19 protein-coding genes and 2 rRNA genes are annotated in these 19908 nt (G+C 44.1%); 18 read left to right on the top strand and 3 right to left on the bottom strand.

Annotated elements, in window-relative coordinates; all coding sequences use genetic code 11:
• Positions 1-131: 131 nt before the first annotated feature.
• The 4 genes from ACMXYU_RS12980 to ACMXYU_RS12965 all read left to right on the top strand — a co-directional run bounded on the left by ACMXYU_RS12980 (position 132) and on the right by ACMXYU_RS12965 (position 4165).
• Positions 132-3013, top strand: a 23S ribosomal RNA gene (locus tag ACMXYU_RS12980).
• Between the two features lie 142 nt (positions 3014-3155).
• A 5S ribosomal RNA gene (rrf, locus tag ACMXYU_RS12975) occupies positions 3156-3271 on the top strand.
• 200 nt (positions 3272-3471) lie between these two features.
• On the top strand, positions 3472-3726 hold the full coding sequence (locus tag ACMXYU_RS12970; protein WP_415896833.1) for a succinate dehydrogenase assembly factor 2: 255 nt from the start codon (positions 3472-3474) through the stop codon (positions 3724-3726).
• Positions 3710-4165, top strand: coding sequence for a protein YgfX (locus ACMXYU_RS12965; protein ID WP_415899015.1), 456 nt, complete (start codon positions 3710-3712; stop codon positions 4163-4165). The genes ACMXYU_RS12970 and ACMXYU_RS12965 overlap by 17 nt, the downstream gene beginning before the upstream one ends.
• On the opposite strand, the gene nadB is transcribed toward ACMXYU_RS12965, so the two are convergent.
• Positions 4146-5741, bottom strand: coding sequence for an L-aspartate oxidase (nadB, locus tag ACMXYU_RS12960; protein WP_415899014.1), 1596 nt, complete (start codon positions 5739-5741; stop codon positions 4146-4148). The genes ACMXYU_RS12965 and nadB overlap by 20 nt on opposite strands.
• Before the next feature lie 280 nt (positions 5742-6021).
• On the opposite strand from nadB, the gene rpoE reads away from it, so the two are divergent.
• The 14 genes from rpoE (at position 6022) to ACMXYU_RS12890 (ending at position 17560) form a co-directional block, all read left to right on the top strand.
• Complete coding sequence (gene rpoE, locus ACMXYU_RS12955; protein ID WP_415899013.1) at positions 6022-6603, top strand: RNA polymerase sigma factor RpoE; 582 nt, start codon at positions 6022-6024, stop codon at positions 6601-6603.
• A 29-nt stretch (positions 6604-6632) separates the two neighbouring features.
• Entirely contained in the window at positions 6633-7460 is an 828-nt protein-coding gene (locus tag ACMXYU_RS12950; protein ID WP_415899012.1) for a MucB/RseB C-terminal domain-containing protein, read from the top strand.
• Entirely contained in the window at positions 7457-7891 is a 435-nt protein-coding gene (locus tag ACMXYU_RS12945; RefSeq protein WP_415899011.1) for a SoxR reducing system RseC family protein, read from the top strand. Before ACMXYU_RS12950 ends, ACMXYU_RS12945 begins: the two co-directional genes overlap by 4 nt.
• A 33-nt stretch (positions 7892-7924) precedes the next feature.
• Positions 7925-9331: a DegQ family serine endoprotease gene (locus tag ACMXYU_RS12940; RefSeq protein ID WP_415899010.1), complete on the top strand. Its 1407-nt coding sequence runs from the start codon at positions 7925-7927 to the stop codon at positions 9329-9331.
• A gap of 110 nt (positions 9332-9441) precedes the next feature.
• Positions 9442-11241 (top strand): translation elongation factor 4, encoded by a 1800-nt coding sequence (gene lepA, locus ACMXYU_RS12935; RefSeq protein WP_415899009.1) that lies wholly within the window; start codon positions 9442-9444, stop codon positions 11239-11241.
• Between the two features lie 22 nt (positions 11242-11263).
• Positions 11264-12076 (top strand): signal peptidase I, encoded by an 813-nt coding sequence (gene lepB / locus ACMXYU_RS12930; protein WP_415899008.1) that lies wholly within the window; start codon positions 11264-11266, stop codon positions 12074-12076.
• Between the two features lie 11 nt (positions 12077-12087).
• Positions 12088-12465, top strand: a complete 378-nt coding sequence (locus ACMXYU_RS12925; RefSeq protein ID WP_415899007.1) for a DUF4845 domain-containing protein — start codon at positions 12088-12090, stop codon at positions 12463-12465.
• Complete coding sequence (gene rnc / locus ACMXYU_RS12920; RefSeq protein WP_415899006.1) at positions 12462-13142, top strand: ribonuclease III; 681 nt, start codon at positions 12462-12464, stop codon at positions 13140-13142. Before ACMXYU_RS12925 ends, rnc begins: the two co-directional genes overlap by 4 nt.
• Positions 13143-13144: 2 nt before the next feature.
• Positions 13145-14080 carry a GTPase Era gene (gene era / locus ACMXYU_RS12915; protein ID WP_415882154.1) on the top strand — a complete coding sequence of 312 codons (936 nt, stop codon included), beginning with the start codon at positions 13145-13147 and terminating at the stop codon, positions 14078-14080.
• Positions 14081-14086: 6 nt separating this feature from the next.
• A complete protein-coding gene (gene recO / locus ACMXYU_RS12910; RefSeq protein WP_415899005.1) occupies positions 14087-14776 on the top strand; it encodes a DNA repair protein RecO in 690 nt (229 codons plus the stop codon).
• 13 nt (positions 14777-14789) lie between these two features.
• Entirely contained in the window at positions 14790-15560 is a 771-nt protein-coding gene (gene pdxJ / locus ACMXYU_RS12905) for a pyridoxine 5'-phosphate synthase (RefSeq protein WP_415901124.1), read from the top strand.
• A complete protein-coding gene (gene acpS / locus ACMXYU_RS12900) occupies positions 15557-15931 on the top strand; it encodes a holo-ACP synthase (RefSeq protein ID WP_415899004.1) in 375 nt (124 codons plus the stop codon). Before pdxJ ends, acpS begins: the two co-directional genes overlap by 4 nt.
• 8 nt (positions 15932-15939) lie before the next feature.
• Complete coding sequence (locus ACMXYU_RS12895; protein WP_415895683.1) at positions 15940-16668, top strand: SDR family NAD(P)-dependent oxidoreductase; 729 nt, start codon at positions 15940-15942, stop codon at positions 16666-16668.
• Between the two features lie 40 nt (positions 16669-16708).
• Positions 16709-17560 carry an amidohydrolase family protein gene (locus tag ACMXYU_RS12890; protein ID WP_415899003.1) on the top strand — a complete coding sequence of 284 codons (852 nt, stop codon included), beginning with the start codon at positions 16709-16711 and terminating at the stop codon, positions 17558-17560.
• A gap of 60 nt (positions 17561-17620) precedes the next feature.
• On the opposite strand, the gene ACMXYU_RS12885 is transcribed toward ACMXYU_RS12890, so the two are convergent.
• Positions 17621-18796 carry a mandelate racemase/muconate lactonizing enzyme family protein gene (locus tag ACMXYU_RS12885; protein WP_415899002.1) on the bottom strand — a complete coding sequence of 392 codons (1176 nt, stop codon included), beginning with the start codon at positions 18794-18796 and terminating at the stop codon, positions 17621-17623.
• 31 nt (positions 18797-18827) lie between these two features.
• Positions 18828-19595 (bottom strand): class II aldolase/adducin family protein, encoded by a 768-nt coding sequence (locus tag ACMXYU_RS12880; RefSeq protein WP_415899001.1) that lies wholly within the window; start codon positions 19593-19595, stop codon positions 18828-18830.
• Positions 19596-19908: the final 313 nt, after the last annotated feature.

Genomic DNA, 19908 nt, shown 5'->3' with positions numbered 1-19908 from the left:
TTTAACAATTTGGATTTGATTCATTTGATTTAGATTTAAGACATGTAGTTTTACTGCATGCGCCAATTCGGCGAAATCTATCGTTACTAGCAATACAAGTTACTGTGATTCCAGACGCCTTCGGGTTATATGGTCAAGTGACTAAGCGTGCACGGTGGATGCCTTGGCAGTCAGAGGCGATGAAGGACGTTGTAACCTGCGATAAGGTTCGGGGAGGTGGTAAACAACCTTTGATCCGGACATTTCCGAATGGGGAAACCCACCTATTTATAGGTATCTTTTAACTGAATACATAGGTTATTAGAGGCGAACCTGGGGAACTGAAACATCTAAGTACCCAGAGGAAAAGAAATCAACCGAGATTCCCTAAGTAGCGGCGAGCGAACGGGGACCAGCCCTTAAGCTTTATTAGATTTAACAGAACACTCTGGAAAGTGTGGCCATAGTGGGTGATAGCCCCGTATGTGAAAGGTCTTTTAAAGTGAAATCGAGTAGGACGGCACACGTGAAACGCTGTCTGAATATGGGGGGACCATCCTCCAAGGCTAAATACTCCTGACTGACCGATAGTGAACCAGTACCGTGAGGGAAAGGCGAAAAGAACCCCTGTGAGGGGAGTGAAATAGACCCTGAAACCGTGTACGTACAAGCAGTGGGAGCCGTTTTCGGACGGTGACTGCGTACCTTTTGTATAATGGGTCAGCGACTTACTTTTAGTGGCAAGGTTAAGCATTTGCGGAGCCGTAGGGAAACCGAGTCTTAATAGGGCGTCCAGTCGCTAGGAGTAGACCCGAAACCGAGTGATCTATCCATGGGCAGGTTGAAGATGCAGTAACATGCATTGGAGGACCGAACCGACTGTCGTTGAAAAGCCAGCGGATGACTTGTGGATAGGAGTGAAAGGCTAATCAAACTCGGAGATAGCTGGTTCTCCTCGAAAACTATTTAGGTAGTGCCTCGTGTCTAACCATGGGGGTAGAGCACTGTTTCGGCTAGGGGTCATCCCGACTTACCAACCCGATGCAAACTCCGAATACCCATGAGTTCAATCACGGGAGACACACGGCGGGTGCTAACGTCCGTCGTGGAAAGGGAAACAACCCAGACCGTCAGCTAAGGTCCCAAAGTTTATGCTAAGTGGGAAACGATGTGGGAAGGCTTAGACAGCTAGGAGGTTGGCTTAGAAGCAGCCACCCTTTAAAGAAAGCGTAATAGCTCACTAGTCGAGTCGGCCCGCGCGGAAGATATAACGGGGCTAAGCATAACACCGAAGCTACGGATGCACTTTGTGCATGGTAGAGGAGCGTTCTGTAAGCTGTTGAAGCGGAAGCTGTAAGGCACCGTGGAGGTATCAGAAGTGCGAATGCTGACATGAGTAACGATAAGGGAGGTGAAAACCCTCCCCGCCGGAAGACCAAGGGTTCCTATCCAACGCTATTCGAGGTAGGGTGAGTCGGCCCCTAAGGAGAGGCTGAAGAGCGTATCCGATGGGAAACAGGTTAATATTCCTGTACTGCTCATAACTGCGATGGGGGGACGGAGAAGGCTAGGCTAGCGCGGCGTTGGTTGTCCGCGTTTAAGGTAGTAGGTTGAGGACTTAGGCAAATCCGGGTCCTTAAGACCGAGAACCGATGACGAGGTCCTTTATGGACTGAAGTAGTTGATGCCATGCTTCCAGGAAAATCCTCTAAGCTTCAGGTTATGACTAACCGTACCCTAAACCGACACAGGTGGTCAGGTAGAGAATACTAAGGCGTATGAGAAAACTCGGGTGAAGGAACTAGGCAAAATGGCACCGTAACTTCGGGAGAAGGTGCGCCGCTGACGGTGATGAGACTTGCTCTCTAAGCTGTTGGCGGTCGAAGATACCAGGTGGCTGCGACTGTTTATTAAAAACATAGCACTCTGCAAACTCGAAAGAGGACGTATAGGGTGTGACGCCTGCCCGGTGCCGGAAGGTTAATTGATGGGGTTAGCGTATGCGAAGCTCTTGATCGAAGCCCCGGTAAACGGCGGCCGTAACTATAACGGTCCTAAGGTAGCGAAATTCCTTGTCGGGTAAGTTCCGACCTGCACGAATGGCGTAACGATGGCCACACTGTCTCCACCCGAGACTCAGTGAAATTGAAATAGCTGTTAAGATGCAGTTTACCCGCGGCTAGACGGAAAGACCCCGTGAACCTTTACTACAGCTTCACAGTGGACTTTGACATTACTTGTGTAGAATAGCTGGGAGGCTTTGAAACTTGGACGCCAGTTCAGGTGGAGCCACCTTTGAAATACCAGCCTGGTAATGTTGAGGTTCTAACCCAGTTCCCTAAGCGGGATCGGGGACATTGTGTGGTGGGTAGTTTGACTGGGGCGGTCTCCTCCCAAAGAGTAACGGAGGAGCACGAAGGTACCCTCAGCATGGTCGGAAATCATGCAATGAGCGCAAGAGTAGAAGGGTGCTTGACTGCGAGACAGACACGTCGAGCAGGTACGAAAGTAGGTTCTAGTGATCCGGTGGTTCTGTATGGAAGGGCCATCGCTCAACGGATAAAAGGTACTCCGGGGATAACAGGCTGATACCGCCCAAGAGTTCACATCGACGGCGGTGTTTGGCACCTCGATGTCGGCTCATCACATCCTGGGGCTGAAGCCGGTCCCAAGGGTATGGCTGTTCGCCATTTAAAGTGGTACGCGAGCTGGGTTTAGAACGTCGTGAGACAGTTCGGTCCCTATCTGCCGTGGGCGTTTGAGATTTGAGAAGAGTTGCTCCTAGTACGAGAGGACCGGAGTGAACGAACCTCTGGTGTACCGGTTGTGATGCCAATTGCATTGCCGGGTAGCTACGTTCGGACGGGATAACCGCTGAAAGCATCTAAGCGGGAAGCCTCCTTCAAGATGAGATCTCACTGGGAACTTGATTCCCCTAAAGGGCCGTTGAAGACTACGACGTTGATAGGTTGGGTGTGGAAGCGCTGTGAGGCGTTGAGCTAACCAATACTAATTGCCCGTGAGGCTTGACCATATAACGCCCAAGGCGTTTGGCAAGTGACTTGTAAGATATGTAAGACGATAGAGAGTAACGAATTAGCGCGTAGTTAAGCTACAGTCGATAAACTATCTAGATCAAATAAAAGAAGAATCAGATCTAAGTTGTAACAGTTTTGCTTGGCGACCATAGAGTTGTGGAACCACCTGAATCCATCCCGAACTCAGACGTGAAACGCAACATCGCCGATGGTAGTGTGGGGCTTCCCCATGTGAGAGTAGGTCATCGCCAAGCATTTAATTAAGAGAAAACCCCGGTCACGCTGTGATCGGGGTTTTTTCGTTTTGGGATAAAACTACTTAACCAAGTATTTAACCAAGCTTAATCCACAACTAGCAACTAACAATTGCTATAGACTCTTGTCGCTAGTGTCTTACTCTTCATTTCTGGTATGCTTAGCGCGCAATGCGAAACCTCTAAGGAAAAATTGATAGATGTATACTGAAGATGATATTCGCCGCCTTAAATGGCAGAGTCGACGTGGTATGTTGGAACTTGATGTTCTTTTTGTTCCGTTTGTGGAAGAGGCTTTTGCGGACTTAGACGAGGCTGATCAAGATCGTTTTGTTAAGTTATTAGATGAGGAAGATCAGGATCTATTTGTGTGGCTTATGGAGCGAGAAGTACCAGCTGATCCTGACTTGCAAAGGATTGTGAGGATTATTCTGGAGCGTGTTCAGCCTAAATAACGAACCTATCTCTCCTTCCTGTACCCTGCTGGTTATATATAGTGGGGTGCATCTTAGTGCGTGCTTTGCTCTTTTTTACTCTGCGATTCCTTTACACATAGCTGTTTTAGCTACATTGGCACTTCTATGTAGTTTTCTGTTTTATTTAAATGAAAGGGTGCTATTAACATCCCCTCTGTCCATTGTTGCTATTACTTGGAATGGGGAAGAGGGAGTGATTTCATTACTCCAGAGAAACCAGCAACGGATTGATGTGACCCGAATTAAGCAAAAGGTGATCACTCCCTTTGTGATCGTCATGTTGTGCAACAGCGACAGTCGCTTTTACACTATACCTGTTGTAATAATGCGTCAGAGCTTCAATGAAAATGCTTTTAGACGGCTACGGATTCTGTTGTTATACAGTCCGCTTTATGGCCTTAATTCCAATGAAAATTGATTGGCGTTAAAATTGTATCTAGTGCTTCAGGTCCCTGATCTGGGAAATCCAGTGTGTAGTGGAGTCCACGACTTTCCTGCCTTAGCATCGCTGAGCGAATAATCAAGTCAGCAACGACGGCCAAGTTACGAAGCTCCAGTAGATCGTTACTGATTTTGTAGTTACTGTAATATTCGCTAATCTCTTGCTGTAAAAGATCTATGCGATGCTTAGCTCGTTGTAGTCGTTTGGTCGTTCTCACAATGCCTACGTAGTCCCACATGAAACGACGTATTTCATCCCAGTTGTGAGAGATAATAACATCTTCATCTGAATTGGTTACTTGAGACTCATCCCATGCTGGTATGATTGATTCGTCTAGAGGTGCCGTTAGAGATTGTACGACATCGTCTGAAGCGGATTTTGCATAGACAAGGCATTCAAGAAGAGAGTTGCTAGCCAATCGATTGGCGCCATGAAGCCCCGTAAATGAAGTTTCGCCAATAGCATAAAGCCCCGGAATATCGGTGCGGCCTTTTTCGTCTGTCACGACACCACCGCAAGTGTAATGGGCAGCAGGTACAACTGGAATTGGTTCTTTAGTGATGTCGATGCCTAAGCTTTTGCAACGCTTATAGATGGTTGGGAAATGAGACTTAATAAATTCTTTAGATTTGTGGCTGATATCTAAAAATAAGCAGTCACTACCTAGCCTTTTCATCTCGTGGTCTATTGCGCGAGCAACGATATCTCGCGGTGCTAATTCGCCTCGTTCATCGAAGTTATGCATGAACGGCTGGCCATCAGGCAGTAAAAGCTTTCCGCCTTCACCGCGAACGGCTTCTGTAATCAAAAAGGATTTGGCTTGTGGGTGATACAGGCAGGTAGGGTGGAACTGATTAAATTCCATGTTACCGACACGGCAGCCAGCACGCCAAGCCATGGCGATGCCATCCCCCGTGGCGCCATCTGAATTACTCGTGTAAAGATAGGCCTTCGATGAACCGCCTGTAGCTAACACAACATGAGGAGCTTGAAACACCTCTACGTGTCCTGTTTCGTCATTAAGAATGTATGCACCTACACAGCGGTTGTGTGCTAAGCCTAGTTTTTTTCGTGTGATTAAGTCGACCGCAATATGGTGTTCGAATAGATCGATATTTTCAGAGGCTTTGGCTTTCTCTATCAATGTTTGCTGAAGCGCTTTTCCTGTCGCATCTGCAGAATGGATGATGCGACGATGAGAGTGTCCGCCTTCTTTGGTTAGATGGTAGTCGTCACTATCTTGGGTAAAAGGAACGCCTTGTTCAATTAGCCAGTCAATGCTTTCTTTGCCGTGTTCGACTGTGAATTCCACTGCGTCTTTATGACTAAGGTGTCCGCCAGCAGACATGGTGTCTTCGATATGTGCTTGTGTGCTATCTTCAGTATCGAGTACTGCTGCGATACCACCTTGAGCTAGCCATGTGGAACCACTCTTAAGTTCTCTTTTACTAAGAACTGCAACACGCGCATTTTGAGCTAGGTGGAGGGCCATGCTGAGTCCAGCAGCGCCACTGCCAATAATTAAAGCGTCGTAGTGATAGTGTTGCGTCATGCTGTGCTCTTCTTAACTAGAGGGTTCTTGGCTTGAAAAAGTGAGTGTATATTTTAGTGGTAAGTTTGAGGATAAAACTAGCTTATTAGATGCGTTTCATTGGAATTGGGCAACAATTTTGCATTTTTTTTTGGACTCAGGGAACTTAAGCAGTTTTGAAGGCTCATAGAAGTGTTCCGGCACTCTGATGAGGTAATATGTTGTATTAGTTGAAAGTTATTGCTGCTTTAGCTTCTATATTTATAGAGATAGGTATTAAGGACAGTTTAAGGAATATTGAGTGTCGAGTGAAAGTCAGACAACAGTTGATCAAAAGCTAGTCGAGCGGGTAAAAGAAGGCGATAAACGTGCTTTTGATCTTCTGGTAAAAAAATACCAACATAAAATTGTTGCGTTGATTGGTCGTTATGTTTACGACCAACATGAAGCATTGGACGTGGCGCAAGAAACTTTCATCAAGGCTTATAAAGCGATACCAAAATTTCGCGGGGATAGTGCTTTCTATACATGGCTTTACAGAATTGCTATCAACACAGCCAAAAATCACCTTGTCGCTCGTGGTAGGCGTCCTGCTGATGTGGATGTTGACGATGCGCAGTTCTTTGAAGGTGATAATGCTTTGAAAGATATTGAGACACCGGAAAACAAATTGTACAAGGATGAGCTGGAAGCAGTGATTCGGAAAACTCTGAATAAACTACCTGAAGACTTGAGGGTGGCCTTAACACTCAGAGAGTTTGAAGGTATGAGTTATGAGGAGATTGCTGGGGTTATGGATTGTCCCGTAGGCACTGTGAGGTCACGTATCTTTAGAGCACGTGAAGCAATTGATAAAGAAATTATGCCGCTTTTAGCGAGCTGATCCTGCAAAGGTAAATTGAGGTAAATTCTATGGATGATCGATCTACAGAATCTGTTTCGGCATTGATGGATGGCGAAGTTGCAGACTTTGAGTTACGACGTACTCTTGATCGCATAGAGCAGGAGCCAGAATTGGCTGAGCAATGGCAGCGATATCATTTAGTTCGCTCAGTTATGAAAAATGAAGAAGCAGATTTGGGCGGCTTTGATATTAGTGGTCAGGTTATGCAGGCCCTAGATCAAGAGCCTGATTTGGAAGTTGTGACTGCCGCACCCGAAGTTAAGTCCGAAATTAAAGGAAATTCTTTTTGGAAGCCGCTTGCTAGCATGACTGCAGCCGCTTCTGTGACGGCAATGGTGATCTTGGGCGCTCAAACTTACAATCAGCCTGAAAACGATACGATTGCTGATAATCGCCCGAACTATGTTCTTCCTGGTAATGCAGTTTCCGATGATCTAGTCAGAGCGCAGTTTGGTAACCGTTCGATGATTTCATCACAGGGGCAAGAGCCTGAAATTATTCGTTTATCTGAAGGTGTAGAGCGTTATGTATCTCAGCATAAACATATGCTTTCACACCAAGAATCTGGTTGGGAAGCCACATGGTTGCCAGAAGGTTTTTCGGGTAAACGTAGAGATGTGATGGCGCACGCTGAAGTGCAAATGTTCAGCAATGGACGTCACTCATTTACCGTTTGTGTTGAAAAATATGGTCGTCAGTCCGTTCCTGAAGGTGCTGTTCAGTCAGACGGTATGGTCACTGTGGGTAAACGTATTGGCGATCAATTTGTAACAGTCGTTGGCGATGTTCCTCTAATGATTGCTGAACGTATTGCCGCTTCAGTAGAACGTAAATGATTGAAGAAAGCGGGAAAGTTGTAGAGGTTAATGAGCAAGGCGTATGGGTTGAAACCATGCGCCAGAGCGCTTGTGCTAGTTGTGCTGCTCGAAATGGTTGTGGACAAAAGCTGTTAGTGCAGGCTGGACAAGAGAAGCGGTTTATTTTTCTCGTTAATAATCCAACTTCTCTTGACGTTAAAGCTGACGATAGTGTGCTATTAGGCATAGAGGAAGGAGCATTTATTAAAGCAACTGTCTTTATGTATTTATTGCCATTGTTAGCGCTATTTCTTGGGGCTGTAATAGGGGATTTTATCTGGGGAGATGAGCTGGTTGTGATCGCATCTTCCTTTATTTCTCTTATCGCAGGGTTTGTCTTTGTTCGCTTTAGTAGTTCCGCTTTCTTTAGTTCCTGCCAATATCAACCGACGCTAATTAAAGTTATCTAAACCCGTTTTTTGATAGACATAGGTGTTTGTTTTATGAAATCTATATCAAAATTCATTGTCGTAACGATTATCCTTATTGCACTACCGATTCATGCTGCAAGCTTGCCCGATTTTAAATCGCTGGTAAAAGAGGCTTCACCTGCAGTGGTGAATATAAGTACTGTTCAAACTAGTCCGCGACAGAGTCCACAACACCCATTTCAGGGACCAAATGGTGAAGAAATCCCAGAAATTTTCCGTCACTTCTTCCGTATGCCTGAATTTGAACAGGGTGAGCGTCCACGTCGTAGAGCTCCTCAATCCTTAGGTTCTGGTTTCATTATTTCTGAAGATGGTTATTTACTAACAAATCATCATGTTATTGCGGAAGCTGATCAGGTTATCGTGCGCTTAGCTGATCGTAGGGAGTTAGAAGCTGAAGTCATCGGTTCTGATGAGCGCTCTGATGTAGCGTTGTTAAAAATTGATGCTGAGGACCTACCGACAGTTGAGCTGGGAGAGTCTAAAGCGCTTGATGTTGGTGAGTGGGTACTAGCGATAGGCTCTCCGTTTGGTTTTGATCATAGTGTGACAGCAGGGATTGTTAGTGCTAAAGAACGTGCATTAGCAGGAGATACTTATGTTCCGTTTATCCAAACTGATGTAGCTATTAATCCAGGCAATTCTGGAGGTCCATTATTTAATCTGGATGGTGAAGTTGTTGGGATTAACTCTCAGATTTACACTCGTTCCGGTGGTTTTATGGGGCTATCCTTTGCTATACCTATTGATGTCGCGATGGATGTTGCGGATCAATTAAGGAAACATGGTTATGTTACCCGCGGTTGGCTTGGTGTGGTCATTCAAGAGGTTAACCGTGATCTTGCTGAATCATTTGGGTTAGAAAAGCCGGCTGGGGCTTTAGTGGCAAAAGTGTTACCTAATAGTCCAGCAGAAAAATCCGGTCTTCTAGAGGGCGATATTATTCTTAAATTTGAAGGTGCGGATATTATTCGATCTTCAGATTTACCTCACCATGTAGGTCGAGTTAAACCAGGTAAAAAAGCTAAGGTTTCAGTCATTCGTGCGGGGCGTGAAATGACCATTAAGGTCGAACTCGAGGCATTACCAACGCAGGATGAACTTGCTAAAACTAACGTTCGAAAGCCAAAAGAGGATAAAGGCAATCGTCTAAATATTCAGGTCGCTGAACTTGACCAAAAACGTAAAGAAAAATGGCAAGTGAGTAAAGGCGTTGTTGTTCGTAAAGTTCTACAAGGGCCAGGTTCAGATGCAGGTTTGATGGTTGGTGATGTCATCACTATGCTAAATGGCGAACAGATCTCCAGTGTTTCTGACTTCAATAGAGTATCTACCGATATAGCATCTGGAAAGTCGGTTCCGATGCGGATTGTTAGGCGAGGAAGTCCGTTATTTATTCCATTACGAGTATCGGATTAAGTTGTATAAAATTCTAAGGGGGCTAAGGCCCCCTTTTTCGTAGCCCAGTTTAAGCAAATGCTGTAAACTTGCGCCTTTCCAGCGAGTATTAGAGTAGCGGTAGCCTGCACGTGAGCAACCTTAAAAATATCCGAAATTTTTCTATTATTGCCCATATCGACCACGGTAAGTCGACTTTGGCCGATCGTTTTATCCAAATGTGCGGTGGCTTAAGTGACCGTGAAATGGAAGCTCAGGTTCTTGATTCCATGGATTTGGAACGTGAGCGTGGTATTACCATTAAAGCGCAGAGTGTTACTCTGAATTACAAGGCGCAAGATGGTGAAACTTACCAGCTTAACTTTATCGATACACCGGGCCACGTAGATTTCTCCTATGAGGTTTCTCGTTCTTTAGCCGCTTGTGAAGGTGCGCTTTTGATCGTTGATGCTGCGCAGGGTGTAGAAGCTCAGTCAGTTGCTAACTGCTATACAGCAATCGAGCAAGGTTTAGAGGTTGTCCCAATTCTAAACAAAATGGACCTGCCTCAGGCTGAGCCGGAGCGAGTTCGTGTCGAGATTGAAGAAGTTATCGGTATTGATGCTACCGACGCAGTAGCTTGTTCTGCTAAAAGCGGTATGGGTGTAGAAGACGTTCTTGAACAGTTAGTTAAGGAAATTCCACCGCCTGAAGGTGATGTTGATGCTCCTCTACAAGCCCTAATTATTGATTCTTGGTTTGATAATTACCTAGGCGTTGTTTCTCTGGTGCGTGTAACTCAGGGTACATTGCGTAAGAAAGACAAAATTCTAGTTAAATCTACGGGTCAAAACTATCAAGCAGAATCGGTAGGTATTTTTACACCTAAGCAGAAAGAAACCGGTGTTTTGCATGCAGGTGAAGTAGGCTTTATTGTTGCGGGTGTTAAAGACATTCATGGTGCACCTGTAGGTGATACATTGACCCATGTTAAAACGCCAGATGTCGAAAGCCTACCTGGTTTCCTGAAAGTACAACCTCAGGTTTACTCTGGTCTATTCCCAACAAGCTCTGATGATTACCAAGATTTCCGTGAAGCATTAGATAAATTGACCTTGAATGATGCTTCGTTGTTCTTTGAGCCCGAAACATCAGATGCACTTGGTTTCGGTTTCCGTTGTGGCTTCTTGGGTATGCTGCACATGGAGATCATTCAAGAACGTCTTGAGCGTGAATATAATCTGGATTTGATCACTACAGCTCCAACTGTAATTTATGAGTTGGAGATGAATAATGGTGATGTTATACAGATTGATAGCCCTTCTAAGCTTCCTGATCCTGGTTCAATCAACGAGATGCGTGAGCCAATTGTTGAAGCGAATATCCTTGTTCCACAAGATTATCTAGGACAGGTGATCGGACTATGTGTTGAGAAGCGTGGTATTCAAAAACAGATGAACTACGTAGGTAACCAAGTACAGATTACTTATGAACTACCGATGGCGGAAGTTGTTTTGGATTTCTTCGACCGTTTGAAGTCTGTAAGTCGTGGTTACGCTTCTCTTGAATATAATTTCGTACGCTTTGATCCAGCGAAATTGGTGCGTATGGATATTCTTATCAATGGTGATAAGGTCGATGCCTTAGCCGTTATTCTGCATCGTGATAATGCTCAATTCCGTGGCCGTCAGCTATGTGAAAAGATGAAAGAGGTTATTCCTCGTCAGATGTTTGATGTGGCAATTCAGGCTGCTCTTGGTGGTAAGGTCATTGCTCGTACAACAGTTAAAGCATTGCGTAAGAACGTAACCGCGAAGTGTTATGGCGGTGACGTAAGCCGTAAGAAGAAACTGCTACAGAAGCAGAAAGAAGGTAAGAAACGTATGAAGCAGGTGGGTAGTGTAGAGATCCCACAGGATGCGTTCCTTGCAGTACTTAAAGTTGATAGCTAATTATCAGGAAGGGCATTGTTAGATGGATTTTGATTTCGCATTAGTGCTGGTTGCGTTAACTTTCATCTCCGGCATCGTTTGGTTTTACGACCGAATCTCTTTGAAACCACAAAGAGATGAACAGCTGAGAGTTGCTTCTGCCCAGGCGGAAGGCCCGCTTCCTGATGAAGCCATTGAACAGATTAATCGTGTATCGGGTTGGGTCGATACGGGTCGATCAATGTTTCCAGTGCTTTTCATCGTTTTGGTATTAAGGTCATTCCTAGTAGAGCCTTTTCAGATTCCATCTGGCTCAATGTTGCCGACGTTGAAGATTGGCGACTTTATTTTGGTAAATAAATTTCACTACGGGCTTCGTTTACCTGTTTTGAATACTAAGTTTATTGAGATTAATGATCCTGAGCGTGGTGATGTGGTTGTATTTAAATTCCCTGAAAAACCATCTATTAACTATATTAAGAGAGTAGTGGGGCTTCCGGGTGATGTAATTAGTTACCAAAACAAGAAGTTGTTTATAAACGGAAAAGAGCAATCCCAACAGTTGTTGGCTCAATTACCACCACATAATCCACAGCGTTTGTTAATTAATGAAAATTTAGATGGTGTTGAACATCAAATGTATAGAGATGTTCGCAGACCAGCTCAGAATATGGAGTGGACTGTACCTGAAGGTCATTACTTTATGGTTGGAGATAATCGCGATAATAGTAATGATAGTCGCAGGTGGGGTTTTGTATCTGAAGATCTTCTAGTAGGTAAGGCATTTGCAGTTTGGATGCATTGGCCTACCTTTTTAAGTATACCGTCATTTGGTGATGTTCGCGTAATTGAGTAATGGAGGCTCTTATGAGATCTACTCTTAAGAAACAAGCTGGTGCGTCAATTTTTGCTAATTTGTTAGTACTTATTGTAGCTGGTTTTTTGTTTTCTATTGCATTCAAGTTATTTCCTGCATACGTAGATAATAGGACTTTTAATTCGGTTCTAGTTGACGCTATGAACGATCCTGAAGAACTAGCTAAAGGGCCTAAAGGTATAAAAGCTAGTGTCAGGAAAAAACTGGTGATAAATCAACTGAATTTACCGCAAAAAGATTCGTTAACAGTCTTTGAAGATGACGGCATTATTACTGCAATACTTGATTATGAAGTTCGTGTTCCAATGTTTGGAAATATTGATGCAGTTGTATTTTTTACAAATGAATATGAAGCTGAAACCCCTTGATTAAACCTGTATCCGATCTAGCCCGTCGTATAGGGCACCCATTTGCCGATGAATCATTATTTGAGTTGGCTCTCACGCATCGTAGTTGCGGTAAGAAGAATAATGAGCGTCTAGAGTTTCTAGGTGATTCAATTTTGAACTTTGTTATTGCTGATGATCTGTTCGCGCGCTTCCCGCAGGCTAAAGAAGGCGAATTAAGCCGCTTGCGTGCACGTATGGTTAAAGGTGTTACTTTGTCCGAAGTCGCACGTGAATTAGGTTTAGGAGATTACCTGCGTTTAGGTAGTGGTGAGCTTAAGAGTGGTGGTTTCCGTAGAGATTCAATCTTAGCTGATGCTGTAGAAGCTATTATCGGCGCCATCTATCTAGATTCCGATATGGAAACGGCCCGTGGATTTATTCTTTCTTGGTTTAAAGCTCGTTTAGAAAAATTAGACCTAAATGAGACTCTTAAAGACTCTAAAACACGTTTGCAGGAGTTTTTGCAATCGCGCCGTTTAGCTTTGCCAACTTATGAGTTAATCAATGTAGAAGGCGAAGCTCATGATCAAACCTTTTACATTGATTGTACAGTGACTGGGTTAGCTAAGCCTGCTAAAGGTATTGGTAGCAGTCGCCGTCAAGCTGAACAAGAAGCCGCAAAACATGCGCTGATAGAGCTGCAGGTGGAGAAATAGTTATGGCTGAAGATTTAATGCACCTGCTGGAACCTCGCAATCCAGATCAAAAATGTGGATTCGTAGCGATTGTTGGTCGTCCAAATGTTGGTAAATCGACATTGATGAACCATATATTGGGACAGAAGTTGAGTATTACTTCGCGTAAGCCTCAGACAACTCGTCATCAGATTATGGGTATCAAAACGGAAGATGATCTACAGATTGTTTATGTGGATACTCCAGGTTTACATAAAGATGACGGGAAAAAAGCTTTAAACCGTTATATGAACAAAGCTGCATCAGACGCATTACGTGATGTTGATGTTGTTGTTTTTATTGTTGACCGTACTGCTTGGACTGAAGAAGACCAGATGGTACTGGACAAGGTCAAACATGCTCGTTGTCCGGTTATTTTAGCTGTAAATAAAGTCGATCAACTTAAAGACAAAACGGCGTTATTACCTCAGATGCAGACGCATTCTGAGCGTATGGACTTTGCTGAAATGATTCCTCTTTCTGCTAAAGATGGGCATAACGTCGAGCAACTTGAAGAGCTAATCGCCAAGCATATTCCTGAGGGTATGCATCACTTTCCTGAAGACCAGCTAACAGATAAAAGCTCACGCTTTATGGCTGCGGAGATGGTTCGTGAAAAGTTGATGCGTAATTTAGGCGATGAGATTCCTTATGGTACTACCGTAGAGATCGAAGAGTTTAAATACGCCAAAAACGGTGTTCTTCATGTGAGTGCGCTTATTCTTGTGGAACGTGATGGACAGAAACGAATCGTTATCGGTGATAAAGGTTCGCGCATCAAAACAATTGGTCGTGATGCTCGCATGGATATGGAGCGTATGTTTGATGCTAAAGTAATGCTTAACCTATGGGTTAAAGTTCGTCGTGGTTGGGCGGATGATGAAAGAGCATTGCGTAGTTTGGGTTATGACAACACCTAACACAGCATGAGTCATTCTGATCCGCAGGCGGCTTATGTCCTCCATAGCCGCCCTTATCGCGATACTAGCCTTATCGTTGATTTCTTCACTCTAGAACATGGTAAAGTCTCCGCTGTTGTTCAGGGCGCGCGTAGGCCCAAATCTAAATTACGTGCATCGGTACAGCCTTTTGTGCCCATTCAAGTTAGTTGGCGTGGGCGTAACGACCTCAAAACATTGACTCAAGCTGAACCTGTGGCTGCTATGCTGTTCTTGAATGGCGATGCATTACTCTGTGGCCTGTACGTCAATGAGTTGCTAGAGCGGTTGTTGCAGCCTTTTGATGGTCACCCTAAGCTCTATGTTTATTATCAGTATGTTTTAAATGAGTTAGTATCTGGAGAAGATATAGAGGGGGCACTACGCACCTTTGAGCATCGTTTGCTTGATGAGCTTGGGGTGTTACCGGAACTGGAGCAGACATCTGCAGAGTCAGTATATTGTTTTAACCCTGAGCATGGCTTTGTTCCTGTTAGCGAAGTAACGGAGAAAAACAAGGCGTCTTGCTTTTATGGTTGGCAGTTATCAGCGATTGCTGTCGATGATTATTCAGACATTCAAGTTCGCAGAGCCGCTAAGCGGTTGATGCGAAATTTAATTGATCGTGCTTTAGGGCATAAGCCCTTGCGTAGCCGAGAGCTATTTCAAAAAATGTGAGGAAAGTGGTGTGATTGAACCGTCCCGTTTGTTATTAGGGGTCAATATTGACCATGTGGCTACGATTCGCCAAGCGCGAGGTACACGCTACCCAGATACTGTTCAGGCTGCTGCGCTAGCGGAAGAGGCCGGTGCGGATGGCATTACTATTCATTTGCGAGAAGATCGCCGCCATATTCAAGATCGTGATGTTTATTTGCTCAAAGAGACATTGCAGACACGTATGAACTTTGAGATGGCTGTTACTGAAGAGATGATTGCCATTGCTGAAGATGTAAAGCCTGCTCATTGTTGTTTGGTTCCAGAGAAGCGCGAAGAGTTGACGACCGAAGGTGGATTGGATGTCGCTGGTCAAGAAGGGCGGGTGAAAGAAGCCTGTGATCGATTAGCTGGGGCAGGTATCGAGGTGTCTCTATTTATTGATCCGGAGCCAGCACAGATTGATGCAACTATTCGTTGTGGTGCTCCTGTGATTGAATTGCATACAGGTGCCTACGCAGAAGCTGAATCTTCTGCAGAACAGGCCGAAGAGCTGAAGCGTATTCGTGAAGCTGCTGCTTATGCTTATCAAAAAGGGCTAGTAGTAAACGCTGGTCATGGTTTGCATTATCATAATGTTGAGCAGATTGCTGAAATCCCTGAGATGAATGAGCTAAATATTGGCCACGGTATTATTGCTCGCGCTTTATTTGTTGGTTTAAAAGAAGCTGTATCTGAAATTAAGCAACAGATGCTTCAGGCTCAAGCTCGAATTCAGCCGCAAAGAGATGCATTGAAGCGATGATTCGAGGTATCGGGACCGATATTCTTCAGATCAGCCGCATGGAGCAGGCGTTGGAAAGAACGCCTGCCTTGCCGCAACGTATCTTATCTACTTCCGAATATGAACAGTTCCTCAAAGTATCCAATCCTCCTCTGTTTCTAGCTAAACGTTTTTGTGCCAAAGAAGCGGTATCTAAAGCTTTAGGCACAGGTATTGGGCGAGGCGTTAGTTGGAAACATATTGAAATTACCAAAGATATGAATGGTCGTCCTGAAGTGAGCCTATCAGGAGGTGCAGCAGAGCGTGCCGAAAGGCTTGAAATTACATCTATGCATCTAAGTTACAGTGACGAGAAAGATTATATCGTTGCGTTTGTTGTTGCCGAGGGTTGAAGAGTTCTATGACTAGGGTTTGTGTAGTTACAGGTGGTTCTGTTGGTATAGGTAGAGCTGTCGTTGAACGTTTATTAGATGATGGTTACAAGGTTTATAACTTAGACCTAAATGAATCTGAGGTCGGCGAATTTATTCAATGTGACATGACCGATTCTACTCAGGTCTCACAAGCTATTGATCAGGTCATCAAGGAATCTGGTCGGATCGATGGCGTTGTATCTAATGCAGGTGTGCATTTTTCTGCAAACTTAGAAGATACCTCGGAAGAGGACTTTGATCGAGTGATGGCTATTAATGTCAAAGGTGCTTATTTTCTTTTACAGTCTGTGCTTCCTCAAATGCGAGAGCAGGGCGCTGGCTCAATCGTATTATTAGGCTCTGATCAGTCGGTCGTAGCTAAAAGAAACTCTTTTGCTTATAACATGAGTAAAGCTGCTTTAGCTTCAATGGCTAAAACCACAGCATTAGATTACGCATCTTTTGGTATTCGAGCTAATGCTGTTTGCCCGGGAACAATCGAAACACCGCTTTACCATAATGCGATTGACCGCTATTGTGAAAGAAGTGGAAGTGAAAAAAGTGTTATACATCAAGAAGAAGCAGCTTTGCAGCCATTAGGGCGCATAGGTCAGCCTGAAGAAGTTGCTGCACTCGTTGCATTGTTGATTGGTGATGATGCTCGTTTTATTACCGGTAGTTTGCAGTTAATTGATGGTGGATATACAACCCAGTAATTGAGCTGTAGAAGTAAAACTTGCGATCTAAAGGCGGTATATGAGTAGAGTGATAGACCCGCATGTGCACCTGTTTAATCTTGAAGATGGAGATTACCACTGGTTGCAAGAAGGGCATGAGCCTGAATGGTCTGATAAAAATAAAATTAGACGCAGTTATAACGAAAGCGATTTAAATCAATCTGGCTCAGCAGATATTGTTGGTTTTGTTCATATAGAGGCTGGTTTTGATAACTCTTCACCGTGGCGAGAACTGGAGTGGCTTGAGTGCCATTGTGAGTTACCTTTCCGATCCATCGCTTATCTAGATCTGACTTCTGATCGTTTTGGCGAGCATCTTGAAAAGCTTAAAGGGTTCACATCCTTAGTTGGTGTGAGATATATCTTAGATAATGCCGCTCAAGAAGTGTTGTCCGATCCGAATGTACTTAAGCGTCTTGAAATGCTGTCTGATAATCAGCTGATTTTTGAGGCCCAACTATCTTTGCCAGATCAAGGTGCGTCTTGTGCGCTTGCTGATATGATGCAGCAGTTGCCCAATTTGAAAGTCGTGATTAATCATTGTGGTTCTCCTTTACAACTAAATGAGCAGTGGATGAACTCGATTACCCGGCTTGCGCATCATCCTGAGTGTTATATCAAGTGCTCTGGTTGGGAGATGTTCAATCGTGATTGGCGTGTGGAACAAGCTAAACCCATTATAAGTTTTGCAATCAGGCAGTTTGGGCTTACGCGCGTGATGTTAGCGAGTAACTTCCCTGTTTCTGAATTAGCTTGCACCTATGCTGAAGTGTGGCAAAGGTATCTCAAAGAGATGAAGTGGAAGGGTTTTGAAAAGGATATGCTGATATTTGAAAATGCAAAGCGTATCTATCAGTTAGATATTGAATAATATGATGACCAAATTAAAAAGGGCGCTAAATATAGCGCCCTTTTGTATGGAGTGTGAAAATTACTTCACTTCAATACGCGGAGAGCGCTTTACTACTTCATCATTCAATTCGATGCCAATGCCTGGTTCTTCTGATACTTGGAAGAAACCATCTACAGGCTGCGGGTCTTGAACGCAAAGCTCGCGGTTCCACTGCTTAATAGCATAGGTATGATGTTCATGGATTAAGAAGTTTGGAATAGCCGTTTCTAAATGTAGAGATGCAGCTGTTGCTACTGGGCCGCCACAAACATGTGCCTGAATGCGAACATCGTATACATCAGCGTAATCACAAACCTTTTTAGTTTCTGTGAAACCACCGCATAAACCGATATCTGGCTGCAGTACATCTAGGCTTTGATCTTCTAGATAAGGGCGTACCCCCCAGCGATTATACAAACGCTCACCACCAGCAATAGGAACATTCACTTTGTCAGCTACGCGTTTATGTAGCTCCGAGTTTAGGTAATTTACCGGCTCTTCGAAGTACATGCAGCGCGCTTCCTCGACCAGCTCACCTAATTGGATTGCGGTTGAAGCGCCCGGCAAACTGTGACATTCAAAAATGATATCACCGTCATCACCCATGGTTTCACGAATAGCCATTAGTCGGTCGCGGAACATCTTCATCTCTTTATTAGTAAAGAGTTTGGTGCGGTCGAAGAATGTTTCACCTTTCTCGTTGTACATGATCGGATCGACTTTTACAGCGTCATAACCTTCTGCTAGCGCTTTTTCAGTTGCTTTTGCATAATCTTCAGGATCAGTCAGAGCTTTAAACTCAGAATCCCAGTCAAATTGCAGCTGGCTGGCATAAGTGCGTAGTTTATCGTTAACTTTACCGCCAAGCAGTTGGTAAACAGGAAGTCCTAGAGCTTTACCTTTAATATCCCAGAGAGCTGTATCGATAGCACTCATTGCTGAATAAATAATTGGGCCTCCGCCTAAGCCCCAGAAGCTACCACGCAGCATCAAGTTCCAAAGGTCTTCAGTTTGGAATGGGTCACGACCAAGCAGCATCTCTTCTGCAAACTCTTTAATCATATGAGCTGCAGCGCTATGCCCTAGGTCGTAAGCTAAGCCAGCTTCACCTACACCGCTGATGCCTTCATCTGTGTGTACGCGAACAAATACCGGATTCCAAACAGGACGGTCCGGGCAGTGAATATCAAAAATTTCTACGCGATTTATTTTCATGAATCAGCCTTATTATTCGGTAATTTTCAGATTATTGCGCAAAGCTTGGATCAAGTCGGTAGGCTTTACGAAGCATTGCAGGCCATGACTTCTGTCCACCGGTAGTTCCTGAATGAACGACATTTGCTTGTTTAGATATGCCATCAACGATTTCTGGAGCCACTTCTATAGCATCTTGACCTGTTGATTGAATTAATAATTGAATTTCACAAGCACGTTGTAGGTCATACATGCGCATAAATGCATCACCTACGGTCGGACCAACGGTGAGTGCGCCATGGTTAGGAAGTAAAAGGTGGTTCTTATTACCTAAGTCTTCTTTTAAACGCGCTTTCTCATCCTGATTTACAGCTAGCCCTTCATACTGGTGATAACCCAATGAAGCCAATTGGAAACAGGAATATTGGCTAAGGGGTAATAGCCCGCATTTTAGGGAAGCTACCGCAATGGATTCTTTGGTATGTAGGTGAAGAACACAGTGCGCATCACTACGCACAGAGTGAACGGCGCTATGTATAGTAAAACCAGCAGGGTTAATTTTGAAAGGGGTATCGTCGAGAATATTCCCTTCAAGATCAACCTTAACTAAGTTTGATGCAGTAACTTCGTCAAATGTCAGGCCAAATGCATTTACCAGATAGTGATCTGTTCCAGGTACTTTTGCTGAAATATGGGTATAGATTAGATCTCCCCAGCCTAAATCTTCCACTAGCCTGTAGCAGGCAGCTAGATCTATCCGTACCTGCCATTCCTCTGGGGAAACTTTGTTTTTGAGATCGAGTTGTGGAAGTTCCAACATATTAAATCCTCTGGCTTTAATAGACGTGCCATTTGAAGAATGTGAGTTATCGAGGGAATTATACAGGGAGTCACGAAATAAAGAATATGATGCTCAATGAAATGAATATCAATAAATAAGAATCACTTGTATTTGTTTTTTTGTTAGATAATAATGATTCCTATTACTGGTAAGGGGATTGTTATGAATAACCCAGCGAACAAATCTGTTTTGGAATTTCCTGTAATTGCGCTTGTTGGTGCTGTCGCACTAGGCTTTATGTTTCTTCCATTTGTTGGCTAATATTTTCTTTAGCTAAACGACTAAATTCTAG

Source organism: Neptuniibacter sp. QD48_11 (assembly GCF_047778095.1).
Lineage (GTDB): Bacteria > Pseudomonadota > Gammaproteobacteria > Pseudomonadales > Balneatricaceae > Neptuniibacter.
Note: the sequence above shows the minus strand (reverse complement) of the source record. Positions and strands in the feature narration are given on the sequence as shown.